This window comes from Streptomyces shaanxiensis, from assembly GCF_039537145.1.
Taxonomy (GTDB): domain Bacteria; phylum Actinomycetota; class Actinomycetes; order Streptomycetales; family Streptomycetaceae; genus Streptomyces; species Streptomyces shaanxiensis.
On the sequence record NZ_BAAAZY010000013.1, the window covers coordinates 1 to 18,967 of the forward strand.

The 18,967-nt window shown below is 68.5% G+C and carries 18 protein-coding genes and 3 pseudogenes; 9 read left to right on the forward strand and 12 right to left on the reverse strand.

What is annotated here, in order from left to right; translation table 11 throughout:
• Positions 1-449, reverse strand: a 449-nt coding sequence (locus ABD932_RS27670; RefSeq protein WP_345016446.1) for a MarR family winged helix-turn-helix transcriptional regulator, incomplete at its 3' end; no start/stop codon positions are given.
• Between the two features lie 108 nt (positions 450-557).
• Here ABD932_RS27670 and ABD932_RS27675 point away from each other — a divergent pair.
• Complete coding sequence (locus ABD932_RS27675) at positions 558-1,292, forward strand: dienelactone hydrolase family protein (RefSeq protein WP_345016448.1); 735 nt, start codon at positions 558-560, stop codon at positions 1,290-1,292.
• A gap of 205 nt (positions 1,293-1,497) precedes the next feature.
• Here the strand turns inward: ABD932_RS27675 and ABD932_RS27680 are convergent, their stop codons facing one another.
• The gene (locus ABD932_RS27680) at positions 1,498-2,865 is read right to left on the reverse strand and encodes an MATE family efflux transporter (RefSeq protein WP_345016450.1); all 1,368 of its coding nucleotides are present in this window, start codon (positions 2,863-2,865) and stop codon (positions 1,498-1,500) included.
• Between the two features lie 43 nt (positions 2,866-2,908).
• Here ABD932_RS27680 and ABD932_RS27685 point away from each other — a divergent pair.
• Positions 2,909-3,364: pseudogene (locus tag ABD932_RS27685) on the forward strand (epoxide hydrolase); the annotation flags it as partial.
• Between the two features lie 190 nt (positions 3,365-3,554).
• Here ABD932_RS27685 and ABD932_RS27690 read toward each other — a convergent pair.
• The 4 genes and pseudogenes from ABD932_RS27690 to ABD932_RS27705 form a co-directional block, all read right to left on the reverse strand.
• A complete protein-coding gene (locus ABD932_RS27690; RefSeq protein WP_345016451.1) occupies positions 3,555-4,118 on the reverse strand; it encodes a dihydrofolate reductase family protein in 564 nt (187 codons plus the stop codon).
• 210 nt (positions 4,119-4,328) lie between these two features.
• Positions 4,329-4,613, reverse strand: a complete 285-nt coding sequence (locus ABD932_RS27695; RefSeq protein WP_345016453.1) for a hypothetical protein — start codon at positions 4,611-4,613, stop codon at positions 4,329-4,331.
• A 916-nt stretch (positions 4,614-5,529) separates the two neighbouring features.
• Positions 5,530-6,015, reverse strand: a complete 486-nt coding sequence (locus ABD932_RS27700) for a hypothetical protein (RefSeq protein ID WP_345016455.1) — start codon at positions 6,013-6,015, stop codon at positions 5,530-5,532.
• Positions 6,016-6,216: 201 nt separating this feature from the next.
• A pseudogene (locus tag ABD932_RS27705) lies at positions 6,217-6,527 on the reverse strand (IS256 family transposase); the annotation flags it as partial.
• 695 nt (positions 6,528-7,222) lie between these two features.
• Here ABD932_RS27705 and ABD932_RS27710 point away from each other — a divergent pair.
• Positions 7,223-7,708, forward strand: coding sequence for a hypothetical protein (locus ABD932_RS27710; RefSeq protein ID WP_345016716.1), 486 nt, complete (start codon positions 7,223-7,225; stop codon positions 7,706-7,708).
• Positions 7,709-8,261: 553 nt separating this feature from the next.
• Here ABD932_RS27710 and ABD932_RS27715 read toward each other — a convergent pair.
• Positions 8,262-9,428 (reverse strand): DNA gyrase subunit B, encoded by a 1,167-nt coding sequence (locus tag ABD932_RS27715; protein WP_345016457.1) that lies wholly within the window; start codon positions 9,426-9,428, stop codon positions 8,262-8,264.
• Between the two features lie 341 nt (positions 9,429-9,769).
• Between ABD932_RS27715 and ABD932_RS27720 the strand changes: the two genes are divergently transcribed.
• From ABD932_RS27720 to ABD932_RS27730, 3 genes and pseudogenes are all read left to right on the forward strand, one after another.
• Positions 9,770-10,081 (forward strand): iron chaperone, encoded by a 312-nt coding sequence (locus ABD932_RS27720; RefSeq protein WP_345016459.1) that lies wholly within the window; start codon positions 9,770-9,772, stop codon positions 10,079-10,081.
• Positions 10,082-10,134: 53 nt separating this feature from the next.
• The gene (locus ABD932_RS27725; protein WP_345016461.1) at positions 10,135-10,698 is read left to right on the forward strand and encodes a hypothetical protein; all 564 of its coding nucleotides are present in this window, start codon (positions 10,135-10,137) and stop codon (positions 10,696-10,698) included.
• A 142-nt stretch (positions 10,699-10,840) separates the two neighbouring features.
• Positions 10,841-11,383: pseudogene (locus ABD932_RS27730) on the forward strand (TetR/AcrR family transcriptional regulator); the annotation flags it as partial.
• 169 nt (positions 11,384-11,552) lie between these two features.
• On the opposite strand, the gene ABD932_RS27735 reads toward ABD932_RS27730, so the two are convergent.
• Complete coding sequence (locus tag ABD932_RS27735; protein ID WP_345016463.1) at positions 11,553-12,449, reverse strand: RNA polymerase sigma-70 factor; 897 nt, start codon at positions 12,447-12,449, stop codon at positions 11,553-11,555.
• A gap of 97 nt (positions 12,450-12,546) precedes the next feature.
• A complete protein-coding gene (locus tag ABD932_RS27740) occupies positions 12,547-13,734 on the reverse strand; it encodes an NAD(P)/FAD-dependent oxidoreductase (protein ID WP_345016718.1) in 1,188 nt (395 codons plus the stop codon).
• A gap of 316 nt (positions 13,735-14,050) precedes the next feature.
• Here ABD932_RS27740 and ABD932_RS27745 point away from each other — a divergent pair, with 316 nt between their 5' ends.
• Both ABD932_RS27745 and ABD932_RS27750 read left to right on the forward strand, forming a co-directional pair.
• The gene (locus ABD932_RS27745; RefSeq protein ID WP_345016465.1) at positions 14,051-14,215 is read left to right on the forward strand and encodes a hypothetical protein; all 165 of its coding nucleotides are present in this window, start codon (positions 14,051-14,053) and stop codon (positions 14,213-14,215) included.
• A 106-nt stretch (positions 14,216-14,321) separates the two neighbouring features.
• On the forward strand, positions 14,322-14,897 hold the full coding sequence (locus tag ABD932_RS27750) for a dihydrofolate reductase family protein (protein WP_345016467.1): 576 nt from the start codon (positions 14,322-14,324) through the stop codon (positions 14,895-14,897).
• 168 nt (positions 14,898-15,065) lie between these two features.
• Here the strand turns inward: ABD932_RS27750 and ABD932_RS27755 are convergent, their stop codons facing one another.
• Together ABD932_RS27755 and ABD932_RS27760 are read right to left on the reverse strand one after the other, a co-directional pair.
• Positions 15,066-15,770, reverse strand: a complete 705-nt coding sequence (locus ABD932_RS27755; RefSeq protein ID WP_345016469.1) for a sigma-70 family RNA polymerase sigma factor — start codon at positions 15,768-15,770, stop codon at positions 15,066-15,068.
• Between the two features lie 49 nt (positions 15,771-15,819).
• Complete coding sequence (locus tag ABD932_RS27760) at positions 15,820-17,298, reverse strand: MFS transporter (RefSeq protein WP_345016471.1); 1,479 nt, start codon at positions 17,296-17,298, stop codon at positions 15,820-15,822.
• 101 nt (positions 17,299-17,399) lie between these two features.
• On the opposite strand from ABD932_RS27760, the gene ABD932_RS27765 reads away from it, so the two are divergent.
• On the forward strand, positions 17,400-17,912 hold the full coding sequence (locus ABD932_RS27765; protein WP_345016473.1) for a MarR family winged helix-turn-helix transcriptional regulator: 513 nt from the start codon (positions 17,400-17,402) through the stop codon (positions 17,910-17,912).
• A 206-nt stretch (positions 17,913-18,118) separates the two neighbouring features.
• Here the strand turns inward: ABD932_RS27765 and ABD932_RS27770 are convergent, their stop codons facing one another.
• Positions 18,119-18,733, reverse strand: coding sequence for a dihydrofolate reductase family protein (locus tag ABD932_RS27770; protein ID WP_345016475.1), 615 nt, complete (start codon positions 18,731-18,733; stop codon positions 18,119-18,121).
• Positions 18,734-18,967: the final 234 nt, after the last annotated feature.

Here is an 18,967-nt window from a genome sequence, read left to right on the forward strand (position 1 = left end):
GTGAGCAACTGCACGAACTGGTCGCGTTCGGGCGGGCTCAGCGGTGCGAGCAGTTCGTCGTGCAGGCCGTCGAGGACCTTGTCGAGGCGGCGTAGGTGGCGGCGGCCTCGGGGCGAGATGGTGATGACGTTGCGGCGCCGGTCGGCGGGATCCGGCGCCCGCTCGACGAGGTCGCGCTCGGCCAGTTCGTTGAGCACGGCGACCATGTCGCTGCGGTAGATGCCGGAGCGCCTGCTCAGCTCCGCCTGACTGCCGGGCCCGTACTCCTGCAGCGAGGCGAGTACGGCGTAGTGCCACTGGCGGGCATCGGCCCGGGCCAGCCCCTCGGTGATCAGCCGGTCCGACCGCATGGTCAGCTGCGACAACAGTCGGCTCGCCCGCCGACGCAGCCTGCCGGGGGTCTTGGGTACGCCGGCGTCGGGCCCGTCCGCGGCCTCGGCTCTGATCATGGCACCCACCCTACCGTTGCGTTAGTCCGACTAACGATATACGTTCACTCGCGCCGATAACGTTAGTGCCACTAACACAAGTTGAGTGAACCCCGAGGAAGGAAGATCTTGCCCACCAAGTCAGTGCGGATTCCCACCACGGACGGCCAGGCCGACGCCTTCGCCGCTTTCCCCGACGGCGGCGGGCGCCACCCGGGGGTGCTGATGTACGCGGACGGCTTCGGCATCCGGCCCGTACTGCGGGAGATGGCCCGCCAACTGGCCGGGCACGGGTACTACGTGCTCGTCCCCAACTTCTTCTACCGGCACGGCCCGGCACCGGTGATCGAACTTCCCGAGCACATCGGAGAAGAGGTCCGTCCTGCGGTCTTCGCCCAGCTGATGCCCTTGATCGAGGCGCACACCGCCGCACGCGTCCTGAGCGACGCCGACGCCTACCTCGGGTTCCTCACCACCCAGCCCGAGGTCGGCGCCGGACCGGTCGCGGTGACCGGCTACTGCATAGGCGGCCTCCTGGCGATGCGCACCGCCGTGGCCCACCCCGGCCAGGTGGCCGCCCTCGCCGCATTCCACGGCCCCGTGGGCGCCGACGGGCCCGACACTCTCGCCGAGCTCACCGCCCAGGTCCACTTCGGCCACGCCGAAAGCGACCTGACGCCCGAGGCCCTGGGCGAGCTCAACCAGGCCCTGGACACCGCGGGGGTCGACTACACCTCCGAGATCTACCCCGGCACCGTCCACGGCTTCACCATGTCCGACACCGACGCCTTCAACCCCGCCGCATTGCAACGCCACTGGGACCACCTGCTCCCCCTCCTCGACCGCACCCTGACCAACCCCTGAGACCCCGGCCCGCCGAGCCACTCCCGAAGCGCACGGCTCCACAGCCCGCAGTTGCACGCCCGCCGCATCACGGACGCGGCGGCCGGGACCTGGTGACCGTGGTCGGCTGGACACCTCCCCGGCCACAAGAGGCGCCGCCTGATCGCCCGCCCGGCGCCTCTGACCGGGCGTCAAGGACAGGCGCAGCACCGCCGGTGCCCCTCGCTCACGGGGCGGCTGGTGCGTGCTCGCGGTTCCCGGTGAAGGTGCTGTGTCGGTGGAAGGAGTACGCCTTGGCGGCTGCCTGGAGGATGTTGGCAAGGGTGAGAGCCGTCCACAGGGCGGCAAGGCCCCCGGCCGCTGCGACCGGGGCGGCGATGGCGGCCAGGGCTCCGTAAGCGATGAAGGTCGCCACGAAACTCGGCACCGTGCGCTTGAGGCCGATCAGGCCGAACCCGACGACCGCCTGCAGCGCGTCGGTGACGACAACGGCCGCCACCAGCGGCAGCAGGTCCGTGACCTGCGCCCGTACAACGGCATCCTCGGTGAACAGCGCACCGACCCACGACCCCAGGGCGATCAACGCTGCCACGATGAGCCCCACCACGGCCAGCGCCAGCCACGTCCCCGCCCGAACACTGCGACGGATGCTCACGCTGTCGCGCTCGTGCGCATAGCCGGCCACCAGCGGGACAGTGGCCTGGCCGACCGCCACCGCAGCCGTGAAGACAAGGTTGACCAGCGAGATCCCGACACTGTGCACCGCGGCGCTGTCCGTCCCGATCCGCGCCGCGGCGAAGGTCAGCACGCCCAGGACGGCGAACTTGACCAATACCGTGCCGGCCAGCGGAATCCCCACCGCGCCCAGCTTCCACATCTGCCTCACATCCGGCCTGCCCGGCCACAAGGAGCGGCCCGCCAGCACGGTGGAGCGGCCGAGGGCCACCTGGCTGACGCACGCGCTGATCACACTGGAGGCGAGCATGGCGACGCCCGCCCCGGCCAGGCCGTAACCCGGCAGCGGGCCAGGGCCGCCCACGAGGAGGACCGACAGCGCGGCAGAGGCGGCTGTGCCGAGCAGTCCGGCCCGCATCACCAGCTTCGAGTGGCCCAGTGCGACCAGGACGGACGTGGCCGACGAGCCGACCGCGACAGCGAGCACACTGCCGGCCAGCAACAACGGGAAAACCCCCAGCTCGTCCAGAGCGGCGCCCGGAACCCCGGCCACCCGGCCGATCACAGGAACCGACGCAACCGCCGCCGCGGCCACGGCACCCACGGTGATCGCGAGCCACATCCCGCCGCGCACCACCGGTAGCAGACCGTCAGGATCCTCGCTGCGCGGCGCAACGAACGGCATCACCCCGCGCAACGCACCCGCCACCACGGCCGCGGCCGGACTGAACACCGCCATGGTCACCGCGAACGCGGCGAGCACAGTGGTGGCGTGATTGCCCAGCAGCGCGGTATCAACCAGAGCACCCGCCGACGCGGCGATCATCGTCAGATACAGCGGAAACGCCGCCGCCGCTATCGCCCTCCATGTACTGCCCCCGGCCCGTCCACTCCCCTTGCCGATCATGCGTCCGATCATCACACCACGGAAGCCCGCACATCAGCAGAAGTGGCCAACGACCCGGGCGGCTTACGCGAAGCAGCAGGCGACCCGACCGCAGACCATCGGCTACTCGCTCGTCGACTCACCGGTCGGGCTTCTTGCCTGGATCCTCGACAAGTTCGCCGAGTGGTCAGACACCGAAGACAGCCCGTTCGAGGCGTTTTCCAGAGACAGGGTTCTCGACGACGTCACCCAGTACTGGCTGACGCGGACCGGCGCATCGTCAGCCCGCATTTACTACGAAAGCCACAACTCGCTGGACCCCGCACTTCGGGTCGACGTCCCGTCAGCAATCACTATGTATCCCCGCGACGTCGAGAAGTGTCCGCGCCCCTGGGCACAGGAGCGGTACCGACAAATCGTCCGATGGGGGTCGCCCGAAATCGGGGGACATTTCCCGTCGCTGGAGGTTCCCGAGTATTTCGTCAAAGATCTGCAAGAGGGCCTCGCGGCAGTGCTGGCCGCTAATCGATGAACGCGGCTCGGCGACCCGGGCCTCGATCACCGCCTGTTCCGGCTCAAGGCGTTGCCCAACGGCTTCCAGACCGATGTGGTCCGTCCTACTCGCCTTCGCCAGGCGGTAGTTCACGCCGCTTCGCGCAGGTCACCTCGCTGAGGAACGTCACTGGTCGGCCCACTCTTCCCAGGCGCGGCGGACGAACCGGCTAACGCGCCACGCGGTGGTGGAGGTAGACGACTTTCGAGCTGAAGGTGCGGGTCTCGACGAGTTCGAGATCCACCCGGCGCTCGTGTCGGGGAAAGAACGGAATGCCACCGCCGACCAGCACCGGGTAGACCATGGCCCGGTACTCGTCGATGAGACCCGACGCGGCCGCCTCGGCGGCGAGTGTCGCGCCGCCGATCGCGATCTCGCCCTCCCCCGGCTCGGCCCGCAACCGCTCGATCTCCTCCGCCAACCCGCCGGAGACCAGGCGGGCATTGCCCTCCACCGACGACAGCGTGGTGGAGAACACCACCTTCGGGAGCGGATTCCAGAGCGCGGCCCACTCGAGCCCAGCGTCGTCGAGCGATGGATCCTGGTCGGCGGTCTCCCAGTACAGCATCGTCTCGTACAGCCGTCGTCCCAACAAATGGACGCCGACCCCTCGAATCTCGTCGATCCAGAAGCGAAAGACCTCCTCGTCGGGCCCCGTCCAATCGAAGCTGCCGTCCGGCCCGACGATGTAGCCGTCCAGTGAGACGTTCATCGAATAGGTCACGCTGCGCATCAGAAGTCCTCCTCGGGAACGGGTTCCACAGTACGACCGCCGGGCGCCGCAGAACTCATCGCGACTCGCGGATCCCCTGGGCCGAGTCACCTCACGAGATCATTTTCGTTGGGAAAACTTCAGCGACATGGCCAAGGCTCCTGCCACCGGCTGGCACAGGGCTCGGCGCCCCGATTCAGATCTGTAATTGATCTAGCGAGTTCCGAGAGCCTATCCGCCGAGCGTGCCGTTGATAGCTGCCGTGCCGGCCTCATGCAGCCACTGACTGGTCATTGACTCTGGGGCCCTCCCCAGCGTGCCCATGACGGCGTCGTATGCACGGCGCAGTGCTGTTGGGTTCGGCTGCTGAGCCGACGCTTCATCGCGTAGCGCTGAGGCTTCTTCAACGAGCTCGGCCTCAGCACGTTCGTCAAGGCCGAGATCAGCAACCTTCGTCAGCACATCCTTCGCGAACTGCAGCAGCGCGTTCGGGTCCAGGCCCCACGTGTTGTTCATGGTGTTCTGACGTCCTACTTGCGTGCCTTGAGCTCCGGCTTGGACCGTCGTTCTCAAGCTCCAGTGGAATTCCTTCGAACGACGCGTCGAGAGATCTCATGAAGGCATTGCAGGCAGGCGTACGGTTACCGTGCTGGGACTGCTGATGCACCCAGTGCAGGAGAGCATTGCGGGTGTAGACGGCCCGGGCAGTCGCATTCTGAGCCGCGCGGGCAACACGCAGCGCCTCACGTTCTTCCGCTTCCTGGCGTTTCTCCGCAGCCCGCCTCGCCCTGTCGGCCGCAGATGGGGCAGCCGCTGTGGCCGCCGCCATCAACTTACGGCCGATTCCGTTGAGGCCCCGGCGCAGTCCGGTCGGTTGCTCGCTGGAAATATCTCGATCCAACAGGCCCGCCCTCCCCCTCCGACACACCCATACGGCTTCCGGGAACAGGACGCAACCAAGTTCCCGCAGCAAGTGCCCCGGCACCGACCAAACAAGCGATGCGGACAGAGACGGTCAGGAATCGACGCCCGCAGTCACCTATGAACAACTCCCCGAGGCCATGATGTGGTCAGGCCGCTTGGTCGTCACCGGCGAGGAGCGGTCGGCTCGTGCTCGCGCAGCATGGCCAAGTCGACGTCGGGCTTCGTCTCGTACGTTGGACTCAACTCGGCGGGGTCATGCCCGCCGCAGGAGGTCTGTTCGCGCTAGTCAGCTCCTGGTCCAGGGCCGGGCCCTTCAGCCTCGTTCGTTCCCGTATTCACCCCGTCGTCTGAACCGCCGTGGACGGATCCGGACGGTGGTGAATGAGGCGGAAACTGAAACGGAGCCAGCCTCCCTCACCACGTAGGCTCAGGGTAGACAGGTCGTAGTACAACATCGCGCTCCGGCATCCACTGATGCCGGAGCGCGATGGTTGGTCTGCGGCTTTGGCTACCACCAGTCCGTGCACTGCACCGCCTGGCCGCCCCCGCCGCCGCAGGCGCGGAACCGGTAGTTCGGGCTGTTGTCCGTCACTTTCGCGGCGCTGGTCAGCGGATGGCCGTCGCGGCTTGCCTTAAAGGGTCCGCACTGGACGTGGACATCCCTGCCGTTCAGCGTCCAGTCCATCCAGACCTCGTCTCCTGCACGCGGGACCGAGAGCGCGGCGAACCCGTGAACCTGACCGTCGATCCTGGCAGCTCGCAGACTGATGCGCCCAACGAGCCCTTGCGGGTCGGAGGGGCGCAGCATTTTGTCCTCCGGGCCGGCAGGGACACCAACCAGACTGTCGGAGATGTCGCGGAAGCCGTTGACTCCACGCTCGCAATCAGACCGGGCCGCCAGTGCCGTACCCGGCATAGCGACGGTAACTCCGCCTGCCAGCAGTACGCCGGCAGCGGCAGTGCAGGCTACTTTGGCAATTGCACGTCTGGTCATGACGATGCCTTCCCCTTGGGTGACGAACAGCGAGTACAGCTCAAGCTGCGGGCACCGCGTGCCGAACCCTGGCGGCGCCGCTGTAAGGCAACCATGGGGGACGGGAACCATGGTCCTGACACTTGTCAGGGTGTGCTGAAGCGATGGGTGTGAATGCCCTCCAGACTTGATGGGATGGTGCCTCTCGTCGTGGTGTACGGATCAACTGGCGGGCAAGTTGGTGGTGTTGGGTAGCGCCGGGGCGCCTGCGGGGAGTTCACGGTAGAGCTCGTCCCTGCTGCCTTCGGGGAAGTAGCGGCGGGGGAAGGCGATCCATTCGTCGGGCATCTCGAAGTGCACGGCTGTGACCAGCCGCAGCACCAGTGCCTCGGCGGGAAGTCCGCGAACGCGGTCAGGTCCTCCTTCGCGTCCAGCAGCATGACCCTGCCCTTGGGTAACTGGGTACCGAGCATGTGGGCGACGGTGTCCAGCTGGGTGCGCACGAGCTCCGCGGTGGGCTGGAAGTACGCGGTAGCCCCCGTGTTCAGGGAGCGGTACTCACCCGTGGAAGTGCGCCCCAGGCAGACGCCCGCGCACTCTCAGCCGCTGATCCCGTACACCACGACGAGGGACACCATCCTCGGCGGCCCCTACATGAACGAGGACCGCCTCCTCCATACGTCCTCCCGGAGACAGCCGACACAGACCGTGACATACACAACTAGCCGGGCATCGCCCGTTGCAGCCGCAACTGGCCTGTCGGCTCGCCGCCTTGAGGCTCCCGGAATCTGCGAACCCTCTGGATTCTCGAGGTCCGATGCCGATGCGTACATCGAATCCGTGACGGGCGACGAACCGCAAACGCAGGATCGCCCCCAGACGACGGCCGTCGGCGCCGTGGTCACGCAACGCGCCATCTTGGGCGGAGTTCGCTGTCTCAAAGCGGCACGTCTCGCTGGTGCAACGTCACCCGTACATGTACTGCTGACTGCCGTTGCCTCCCGTTCAGCCCGGGTCACTGTCGCCGAGGCCGATCAGGTCACTGGCCTGTGGCCCGCTTCGTCCACCAGCGCCGTCCACCGGATGTCGAGTCCTCCCATCACGGGCGCGGAGGGCAGCAGCCGATTGGTGCAGGGACAGCCAGTGCCCTCCACCAGCGGGGGCCCCTATGCGGTTCGTCAAGGAAATCGGGCTGCATCAGGGACGTGCACTCGGGCAGCATGGCGGTGTGTCTGATCTGCTGTGGGACGACGTCCAGTACTTCTTCGACCTTGACGAGATGGGGACGCTGCCGGATGTGCGCGTCCCTGATACCTCGGTGGAGGACTGGCAGGCGGTTCTCGACCTCATCAGCGCGAGTGGCTGGAAGCGCCAGTATTCCGAGGGCGAGGTCGTGATGCCGGTGCCCCGGGCGGAGGCAGTGCTGTCCCGCCCGGCTGACGCCGAGTGCCCGGACCTGCGGGTCTGGCCGACAGCAGACGTGCTGGCGATCTTCCGCTTTCACGCGCCGGAGGAGATCGACTTCGATGTTGATCTGCGTGAGCTGCAGGGCCAAGAGCGACTCGATGTGTTCTGTGGCTTCCTGCGGGCGATCGGGCGACGGCTGGGCAAGTCGGTGCTGATGGATCCAGAGGGTGACTACGGGCATCCGGTTCTCGGGTTCGATGTTGAAGCCGATCGGGTCGTTCTCCTGGCTGAGCCGCCGGTCAGCTGACCGCTGATGCCGGCTGCGGTTCGTAGAAGGTTCCGTCTCGGAGCATCGCCCAGAGCACGTCGGCCCGGCGGCGGGACCTACGGCAGGTGACCGCTTCCGACGGAAGCATCCGCGCGCGCTGCGGCCGACGCCGGCGGGATGCTTGGAAGTGAATCGGACGTGGCCGACGTGGTGTCACGGCCGGGGAATCGGCCCGCGGCATTCACCGGCTTCGTCGGCGGGCAGCGCAAGGTTCGCCGAGATCAGCGGTCTCTGCTGGGAACGGGCAGTTGGTGACGCTCACCAAAGCGGGCGCCATCGGGGGCATCGGCAAGACCCGGCTCGGCACCGAAAGTCGCCGCTGAGGTCGAGATGGCCTCCTGTCGCAGTCCTCAGCTCGTCGCCGTCGACCGCGCCGGCTCACCTCTGCCTCGATGATTCGGTCGGCACCAGGGATCGAGAGGGAGATTCGGCACCAGTCAGGCGCAGTCAGCGCGATGCCGACGCACGCCACCAGACCAACGACCCCACCATTCTCCCAACACGACCTTCTGACGGGGCCGTCAGCCGCCGCTCAGCCCTGGTGGATGCCTCGCGCGATCTGGCCGACGACCTCCGCGGCCCGATCCGGACGCTCCTCGAACCAGTTGCCGAGGTGCTCCCGGACGGCCTCCCCCACACAGGCGCGCACGTCGGCGTTGCCCAGCAGCCCGTGCGTGGCGCCGAGGAATTCGGGACGGTCAAGCTTCACCGACACTACTGCTGTGAGGCCCTCGCCGATCCGATCGAAGCCGGGATCAGGGTCCGCCGCCGCCAGCAGCCCCCTTTCCCGCGCGTACGCGGTGACCGCGGCCGCCACACCGTCGCGGAAGCCGTCCACGTGCGTGCCGCCCTGGGCAGTGGCCCGGCTGTTGACGAAGCTGCGCACCCGCTCCTCGCCGGAGCCGCTCCACAGCAGGGCCACCTCCATCGTCCCCGCCATCCGCGGATCCTCCCGCTCGAACCCGGTGACGTCCCGGTGGAGAGCCGCCCCCGCCTCCGCGTCCAAGGCGGCCACGAAGTCCCGCACCCCCTCCGGAAACCGGAACAGCACCGCCCGGGACCCTCCCGCAGGGCGTTCGTCGGTCAGCGACATCCGCAGGCCCCGGTTGAGGAAGGCCAACTGCCGGAAACGCTCCGCCAGCACAGCGAACGAGCACCGCGTCGTCTCGAAGATCTCGGTGTCGGGCCAGAAGGCGATGGAAGTACCGCTTCCGCTCGTGGGCCCCACAGCTGCGGGCGGGGCGAGAGCGACACCGCGCGCGTACTCCTGAACCCGGCGGACCTCCTCGAACCGCACCTCGGCCGTCAGCCGGCTCGACAGGGCATTGGTGACGAAGAGCCCAGCACCGAAATGGGCCACTTCCGCGATGTACCGGCTACTGGGCTCGGAGCTGGCGCAGAAGCTGGTCAGCAGCGCTTCGAGGCCCGGGCCGCCAGTGTCCCCGGCGGCCTCGAAGGGACCACCCGGCCCGTCGTCGGCGACCCTGACGCCGCCGTCGGGCGTGAGCGTGACATCGACCGAGCCGCCGTGTCCGGCCAGGACCTGGTTCACCGCCCGGCCCACCACCTCGAACACCAGATGATGCAGACCACGTTCACCGATCGAACCGACCCACATCCCGGGCCGCTTGCGAACGGCTTCGCGCCCCTCCAGGACCTCGATCCGGGCAGCGTCGTACCCCGTGCCTTCCCCACTCACAAGACCCCTCCCATGGCGTCCGGCAGACCTCCCCAGCCTAGCCAGAATGCAGGAAAACACCAGGTCAAAGCCGGTTCGCTGAGGCTGTGGACGGGCGGGTGAGGGCGTTACTGGGAAGCGGTCCGCCCAGGAGCGGGCACCGCGCCCGGAACGTGTCCCAGGGCCTGCCGAAGGCGCGTACGGCCCCGTTCCGGGCGTCCCTGAGGACCTCAATTCCGGTAGCTGGCACCGGGGTCTTCCGTTGCCGACTCTGAAGGGCGGGCAGTGCCACACTGGCGCCATGGGAAAAACCGCAGACGATCGATGAGTACATCGAGGGCTTCGCGGGGCAGGCCCGCGAGGTGCTCGAGCAGGTACGGGCGCTGGCCCTCGAGGCGGTCCCTGCAGCGAGTGAGGCGATCAAGTGGGGCCATCCCGCGTGGGTTCACCCGTCCGGGACGATCCTGTTCATGCTCAGCGGCCACGCGAAGCACGCCAACGTCGTGTTCACACCCAGCACCCGCGAGGCGTTCGACGCCAACCTCGCCGACTTCACCACCGGCAAGGGCTCGGTCCAGCTCCCGTACGGCCGGCCCGTGCCGGGCGACCTGCTGCGCCAGATGATCGCGTTCCGCGTGCGCGAGCACGAGGACGACGGCGTGCTGTGGATGTGACGGCCGCGGAGGCGAAGCGAGACCTCTGACTCAGCCCCAGGCCCAAGCCGTGGATGCGGACCCCGATTCCCGCCGGTTCTCTTGCGATGGCAAGATGCCTGATCATGGACGAGCGCGCGGGAGACCCCATGAACGATCAAGGCACCCGTGGCTCGGCAGAAGGCTTCAGCGTCTTCGCCGTCGACGCCAACTGGCCGGAATCACGGCAGGTCACGGGTCACGGCCACAACCGAGCCACCGGCGACATTCATGTGTACCTGTGGTTTGGCTCTCCGTACTTCGACCCCCAGGTCGAGCACGTCACGGTCTTCAGCGCCTCGTCCGGAAATGCAGAGGCCGGCGAGGCCCTGGAACGGGCCTTCGAGACCTACTACCACCCCGGCGAGGAACCCCCGGCCAGCCTGCCTGCCTCCGAACCCGTCACCATCACCACAGACGGGAAACCCATGACCTTCGAACTCTGGCGCAACATCAGCGACCGTTGCTGGGTCGCACGGGGATGCGTCGACAACACCGAAGTCGTCCTGTCCGGCTCCGAGATCGAACCCAGCGAGCTCCGCCTGGTCCGCGTGAGCGACCTGACCTCGTTCTCGAACCCCTTCGCGCCCCTCGGGTAACTGGACTGCGATCGGCTCATCGCAGCCTGGTTCCGAACTCATGAGCCAGCCCAGGCCGTGGCTGGCATGCTCCGCGTTGGCCCACTGCTGGGTGACAAGTCCCTCGCTGTAGTGGCAGCGGTCTCGCGTATTTCGCCGCCCCAGACGGGCTCTCGATGGGGCGACCCAGGAGTTCGCCGAGCATGGGATCGCCGGCGCGCGCGTCGAGCGGATCGTGGCCGCGGCACGCGCCAACTAGGCCCAGCTCTACGCCTACTTCGGCAGCAAGGAAGAGCTCTTCGACGTCATCTTCTTCGGCTCGCTGGAGCGGATTGTGAATGTCGCCCCGATCGACGCCACCGACCTCGCGGACTGGGCCGTACGCCTCTACGACGAGTATCTCCGCCGTCCCGACCTCATCCGGCCGGCCACATGGGCACGCCTGGAGCGACGCCCGGCCGGCCACCTGCTCGACGACCCCGAACGCATTGAAGACCACAAGCTGAGCGCCATCGCCGAATCCCAGGCCGCCGGCCAGGTACGCCGGGGAGACGCGTTCGACGTGATGGCCATGGTGATCGCCATGTCCGGGGCGTGGTCACCGGTCAGCATGTTTACGCAGCGACCCGCACAGGAGCCCCCCGAGCTGCACCAGCAGCGTCGCTCCCTGCTCCGCGAGAGCGTCCGCCGCGCTATGACAGCGGACCAGTGGAATCTCTGCCCCCTCCAGCCAAATGCGTGCCAGCCGTGCGCGTTCGCCACCGCGCGTTCCCGGCTGACCAGCCGGTTCGCTCGCTTCTCGGCCGCGGTCAGCGGCTTGCTCCGGGACACCTGCGCTACCGCGCACCCCGGTCGACCGTGCCGCCGAGGGACGGTCAGCGCGAGGTAAGAAAGGTTTCGGACTCGACACGGGTGAGCTTTTCGGGGTTGCGGACGTAGTAGAGGCCGGTGACGCGGGCGTTCTCCACGCGAGGGGCCAGCACCCCGTCGATCACGCCGTCCAGGCGTAGGACGAGTGCGGGGTTGCCGTTGACCGTCGTGGGCTCACCTGTGAGGGTGCCGCCGGCCTTGTTGATACTGCCTGCCATGTAACGGAGGGCCTTGTCGGCGCCGAAGACCGGCTGCAGGGCCGCCAGCCTGAGGCCGCCGCCGTCGCTGACGAAAACAACGTCCGGGGCGAGTACGTCGAGCAGCCCCTGCAAGTCCCCTGTCACGAGCGCGCGTTGAAACGAACTCAACGCCTCCCGGGCTTCTTCCGGGGAAGCCGGTGTGCGCGGCCGGCGGGCGTCGACGTGTTGGCGGGCGCGGTGGGCGATCTGGCGTGCGGCGGCGGGGCTCTTGTCGATCGCGGCCGCGATGTCGTCGTAGCCGAAGTCGAAGACCTCGCGCAGGACGAAGACGGCGCGTTCGGTGGGTGAGAGGGTTTCGAGGATGAACATGAGTGCCAGCGACAGGTTCTCGGACAGTTCGACGTCCTCGGCCACGTCCGGTGCGGTGAGCAGGGGCTCGGGCAGCCAGGGGCCGACGTAGGCCTCCTTGCGCCGTTTGAGGGTGCGTAGCCGGTTGAGTGCTTGCCTGGTCGTGATCCGTACCAGGTAGGCCCGCTGGTCCTGCACCTGCGCCAGGTCGACCTTGACCCACCGCAGCCAGGCCTCCTGGAGGACGTCCTCGGCGTCCGTCGCCGATCCCAGCATCTCGTAGGCGACGGTGAACAGCAGGTCGCGGTGGCCGACGAAGGCCTCCGTCGCGGGGTCGGTGACGTGGTCGTTCATGTCGTGCGCTTCGCTCTCTCGTGGCTCCGGATCGGTCCTCCGTGGGCCGGACCGGTCAGTCCGGCCCAAGAAGGGGACTTGGCGGCTGAGCGGCGCATCAGGTGCTGGACGGCGTCGTGCGGTGTTCCGGCTGAGGCGATTCCAGGCGGTCCGTGCTGTCTCCGTGGGATGCGCGGGAGCTGGCCTTGCGTGCCCCGGACACCAACTTGTTGAGGGTGAACCGGCAGGCGATCTCCTTGACGCCGGCGCCGGACCGCCCGCTGATGTGGAGCGCGTTCACCTTGTCGTTCGGGTAGGAGAACTGGGTGACGCCCTCGTTCCGGCCGAGGCTGAGGCACTGCCCGGCGAAGAACATCCGGACGGGAGCGGGTGCTTTCCCCGCGATCCGGCGCAGGATCGTGGCGGCGGCTGCCGGGCCCAGCTGCACGGCGGCCTGGCAGCTCATCCGGAACGGCCGGTCCGTCATCACCGCCGCGTCCCCAGCGGCGACGATGCGCACGTCGCCCAGACTGGTCAGTGTCGCGTCGGTGACCAGACGGCCTTCGGTGTCTGTGCGCAGCCCGCTGCGAGCGGCCAGGTCCGGGACACGGAATCCCGCGGTCCAGATCGTCACCGCGCTGGGCAGCTCGCGGCCGTCGTCGAGCCGTACGGCGCCTTGTGTCACTTCCGTCACCCGCGCACGGGGACCTTCGAGGACGGACACACCCAGCCTGGCGAGCCGGCGGGCGACCGGGCGGCGGCCCCGGGCATGCAGGGAGGAGCCGAGCACGTCGCCGCAGACCAGGGTGACCTCGCGCCCCGCTTCCGCCAGCTCGGCGGCGGTCTCCAGGCCGGTCGGGCCGGCCCCGACCACGGTCACCGGAGCCGACTCAGGCGTCGCGGCCAGCGCCGACCGCAGTCGTTCCGCGCCCTCGAGGTCCGACACCGAATGAGCGAACTCCGCCGCTCCGGGCACGCCGGGATCGGAGGCGCCGCTGCCCACCGCGTACACGAGGTAGTCGTACGAGAGCGTGCCACCGCTCGCCAGCGACACCTGGCGCTCGGCGGCGTCGATCCGGGTCGCGGTGTCGACCACCAGGCGCACGTTTCCGCCCAGAACCTCACCGAAGCCCTCGACCGCGTCATCGGAGCCGGTCACCAGCTGGTGCAGGCGGATCCGCTCGACGAAGGTGGGACGCGGATTGACCAGGGTCACCGACACGCCATCGCGTCGAGCCAGGCTGTTGGCCGCCGTCACACCCCCGTACCCGCCGCCGACGACGACCACCTCGACGTTCCCGTTCATCATGTCTCCCTCGCGTTGTGGACTCGGCATGGAGACACCTGACGCCCGCCCGGTGTGACAGCCTGCGGATGAGACGTAGCGCACATCGGACGCGGCGGAAACGCCGCCCCCTTCCGCCGCGAGTGGCATAACGCTGCCCTGACCAGGTCGGTCAAGGCCAGGGAGTCTCGTGGTAGCGGGCGAGGGGAGCCCAGTCGGCTGTGTTCGGTCTGACACGGCTCGGTGGTGGCTGCGCGGGCGAGATCCATGGAGCCGAGGGGTACGACGGGTGCCGGCGCCGTTCCTTCAGCTTGAGCCGGAAGGCGGTGCTACGGCCGTGACCGGCATCGGCATCGGCATCGGCATCGGCATCGGCCACGCTCGCCTGGCCGGCAGCCTCCCCTGCGGGGTCGTGTCAGGCAGCGTCTCATTGATCACCCGGATCACATGGATCACATGCCATTCGGGTGGTCAGGACCACTTGTTGTCGGCATTGCGATGAGTTTCGGAAGCGTGCCGGGTCTATGGGTGCGACGGTCGCCGAAGCCCACCCAGAGAAGCTCGCCAGTCTGTACCCACATCGATCAACCGCGCTCGAGGAGAACGACATGTCCGCTACCTACACCTTCGACGTCTTTTCCAGCCTCGACGGCTACGGCGCCGCCGGCGGCGACTGGACCGGCTACTGGGGCAAGCAAGGCCCCGAGCTCCTCGACCACCGCCTCGCCCTGTACCGCGAGGAGCAGCGGATGGTCTTCGGGGCCAACACCTATCGGGCGTTCGCGCGGATGCTGGCCTCGAGCACCGCGGAGTCCGAAGTGCGCGACCCCTGGGTCACACGGATGAGGAGCCTGCCGGCAACGGTGGTGTCGACCACGCTGGAAGGGCCCCTCGACTGGCCGGACGCGACCGTCGTGAGCGGGGACGCCGTCGACGTCGTCGCCCGGCTCAAGGAGGAGTCCGACGTACCGTTGCGCTCGCACGGCAGCCTGTCCATGAACCGGGCTCTGATGGCCGCGGGTCTGGTCGACCGCGTCCAGGTGACGCTCTTCCCTGTCATCACCGGTCAGACCGGGCTGGACCCGATCTTCCAGGGTGCGGCCGACTTCGACCTCGAGCTGATCGAGCACAGGACTCTCGACGGCCACATCCAAGAGCTCGTCTACCGACCCACTCTCCATTGACCTGCAGCAGTCGGACGAAGTCGTATGCGTGCCGGCGGCACGCTCGCTGGGCGGCGGGGTGAGCGGCTGGACTGATCAGGGGCCGGCCGAGGCTTACAGGGGCCAAGGCAACGAGGCGGACGGCCGGCGCGGCCCACGGCGGGTCGGGGCCATCATCGAGTGTCTTGCTCAGGTGGCCGCGGTCGTAGGACCAGGGGCATGGCGGATGGGCAGCGCCCCGTCTGTAGGGGGTGGCTGTGTCGTCTTCTTCGTTCTCCGCCTTTCCCTCGGAAGGAGCGGCTGACCATAGGCACGGTCCGCCAGCAGTGAGCGCAACTGCGTGCGCCCCCGGTGCAGTCGGGACAGCACCGTGCCGACGGGGGTCTGCATGATGTCGGCGATCTCCCGGACGGTGAAGCCCTCGACATAGGCGAGGTACACAGCGATCCGGAACGCCTCCGGAAGTGCCCGCAGCGCCGCTTCGACATCCCCGTCGGCGAGGCGGTCGAGTACCTCCGACTCCGCGGAGCGCAGACCAGTGGACGTATGCGACTCGGCGCGGGCGAGCTGCCAGTCTTCTATCTCCACCGTGCCGTCACGCTGCGGGCGGCGCTGTTGTGCGCGGCAGGAGTTGAGGAACGTGGTGGTGAGGATGCGGTAGAGCCACGCCCTGAGATTCGTGCCCTCGCGGAACTGGTGGAACGAGGCGTAGGCCCTGGCGTACGTCTCCTGCACCAGATCCTCGGCGTCGGCCGGATGGCGGGTCATCCGCAAGGCGGCCGAGTAGAGCCGGTCGAGGAGCGCCAGGGCCGGTTCGAACCGGACATGACGCTGTGCCTCGGACTCCGTTCGGTCCGGCCGCCCACTCTCGGCACTCTCCACGACTGTGCTCATAACGCCTCCTGCACGGCGGCCTGGTTTCCCCGCTCGCGGGGCGGTGGGCTCAAGCGTCGACAACCGGAGTGGCCGCCGAGGCGCTCTCGGTGAATCGCGGCAGCGCGGCGGCGCCGACCGCGAGCAGGGCGACGATGCCCATCTGCACGTACTCCACGCCGGCGAAAGCATGAGCGGCGTCGTGCGGAGCCAGGGTCAGGTAGAGGGTGCCGAGGGTGGCCACGCCGAGGGCAAGTCCGCTCTGCTGCAGGGTGATCAGTACGCCGCTGCCGATCCCGCCGAGGTGGGTGGGGACGTCGGCGAGCACGCTGCGGAACAGCCCGGCGAACAGCATCGACTGCCCGGCGCCCACCAGGGCGAGCGGCCCGGCCATGGCCCAGAGACTGACCTGCGGCCAGTTCTCGACCAGAACCGTCACCAGTGAGGCCAGGCCGACGAGTTGGACGATGGCCCCGGCGGACAGCGCGGTCCTGCCGTATCGGCCGATGACGCGAGGCGCGAGCAGGGAACCGGCGAAGAACAGCAGGGCCATGGGCAGTACGGCCAGGCCGCCGTGCAGGGCATCGGCGTGCAGGCCGTTCTGGACGGTGAGGGCGAAGACGAACATGAACGCGCCGAAGCCGATGCTGAAGGCGAACACCATCACCAGGCCGCGCGACATCGACGGCAGGCGCAGCACGGACGGCGGCAGCAGCGGCACCTCGCCACGCTGCTCGGCGCGCTTCTCGACGACGTACGTGGCGGCGCCGAGGACGACCGCGAGGGCGAGCAACAGCCAGGTCCACCAAGGCCAGCCCAGCGAGTGTCCCTCGGTCAGCGGAACCAGCAGGGCGGTCAGCGTGGCGGCGAACAGCACGGTGCCGGGCAGGTCGATGCCGACCGGATGGTGCGAGCGGGTGTCGGGCACGATCCGGGCCGCCACGATCAGCACCAGCACACCGATGGGTACGTTGACCAGGAAGATCGGCCGCCAGGAGGTGCCGGCGATGTCGGCGCTGACCAGCAGCCCACCCACCAACTGCCCGGCCACGGCGGCGATTCCTGAGGTGGCGCCGTACAACGCGACGGCGCGGGCCCTGCGTTCCCCTTCCAGGACGTGATGGAAGGTGGCCAGTACCTGCGGAATGAGCAGGGCGGCGGTGGCGCCCTGGACGATGCGGGCCCCGATCAGCACGCCCACATCCGGAGCGACACCGCAGGCCAGTGAGGCCAGGACGAAGCCCACCAATGCGCCGAGGAAGAGGCGACGGCGGCCGTAGCGGTCCCCCAACCGACCCCCGAGAACCAGCAACGTGGCGTACGCGACGCCGTACCCGGCGATCACCAGCTCAAGCGACGATGCCGAAGCATGCAGCGAGGCGTCGATGCTGGGCAGCGCCACATTGGTGATGAAGAAGTCCATGATCGGCAGGAAGGCGCCGGCCAGCAGGATGAACACCCCGGCCGGATGCAGCCCGCCTCCGCGGGCCGTGGCATGGGGCGAGAGCCTGCTCGCCCTGGCATGCCGGGAGGAAGTGATCGTCGTCATGACAGCCTCCAGAAGACAGAGAGATTATGAGGTCATAACTACATACCTCGGAATGAGTATGGGGTCATAACCACTTCCGGGCAACCCCGTACCCTGGAGCCGTGACGCAGGAGCAGACACACCCAACGGGCTCGATGACCGCGCCGAACGATGAGAAACGGTGGGCCGAGCTGGCCGACCTCATCCTGATCATCAGCCGGGAGATCCAGTTCCGCGGCTACACCGACGAGCGGGCCGTCCCCCTCTCCCCGTCCGAGGGCATGGTGATGCGCTACCTGCAGCACGAGCCCGCCGCCCCGCCCAGCCGCATCGCGACGGCGACCGGACTGCAGCGCACCAACCTCTCCACCGTCCTGCGCGGACTGGAGCAGAAGGGCCTCATCGAGCGACGCGCCGACCCGGGCGACCGCCGCGGCGTCACCGTCCACGTCACGGAACACGGACGCGCCAACTACGCCCTCGTCCGCCGAGAATGGGCCGCGGCCGTCTCAGCAGCGGCCGACCACGACTCCGCACATCTCGACGCCGCCCTCACCCTGCTCGGCGCCATGGAGACCGGCCTGGCCAAGTCACGGCCACGGCCCCGCGCCACGCATCCGGCGACGGAGTCATGACCTCCTGACGGGGCACCACACGCCGCGACACGTGCTGCGGACCTGGCTCCGGGCGAGCGGGACGCCTATGACGACGTCCGGGCGACGGCATCGGCCGGGCTCCGAGTTCGGCACCTGCAATCTTGATCAAGATCGGACCGGACCGCCGCCCCTCGATCCCGACAGCCAGGAGCAGGTTGTCGGGACCCAGGTCTGTCCGTGTCGGGTCACTTCACGAAGCGGTACTTCAGGTGGGTGGCGAGGGGCGTGTCCACCACCCTCACCGGCTCCAGGTCCCGCCGCCCGGCGCCCAGCCCCTCGAAGAGCCGCAGCCCCTCCCCGAGAAGCGCCGGCACCACGTGCAGCTGCAGCTCGTCGACGAGCCCCTCCCGGAGGTACTGCTGCACCGTGCTCGCCCCGCCCGCGACGTCGACGTTCCTGTCCCCGGCGGCGGCCCTCGCCTGGTCGAGGGCACTGTGGATCCCGTCGGTGACGAAGGTGAAGGTGGTACCGCCCTCCTTGACGAGCGTGGGCCGGGGGCGATGGGTGAGCACGAAGACCGGGGCCTTGAACGGCGGGTTGTCGCCCCAGAACTCCTCACCCGTGTCGTACATCATCCGGCCCATGACCACCGCTCCGGTGGCATCGAACCATTCGCGCATCAGCTCGGAGTCGCGGTTCTCCTCCCCGCCGGTCATGCCCTGGCGCTGCCGCCAGCTCGCCAGGTTGTGGATCCACTCGAAGAGCGGTTCGGCGCCGTCGCCTCCCGGGTTGTCGATGGTGATGCCGGTGCCGGCGATGTAGCCGTCGAGGGAGATGGCCAGGTCCGCGGTTACGGTCACTTGAGGGCTCCTGAAGTCCTGGGATGTGCTGCCTTCACTCTCACGTCGATCGGCAACCGGCCACTTCGACATTCCCAGCGAAAGACAGCTGACGTCTGCCGGGCCTGACGCCGCGAGCAGCCCACCGGTCGGCCGTTCTCCACCGGACGGCGGCGAAACAGTCCGCCCAGGTGGCCGGCGCCGGCTTCCGCATGAAGGATGAGGACGAGCCGGCGACTCCCCGTGGCTCAATCC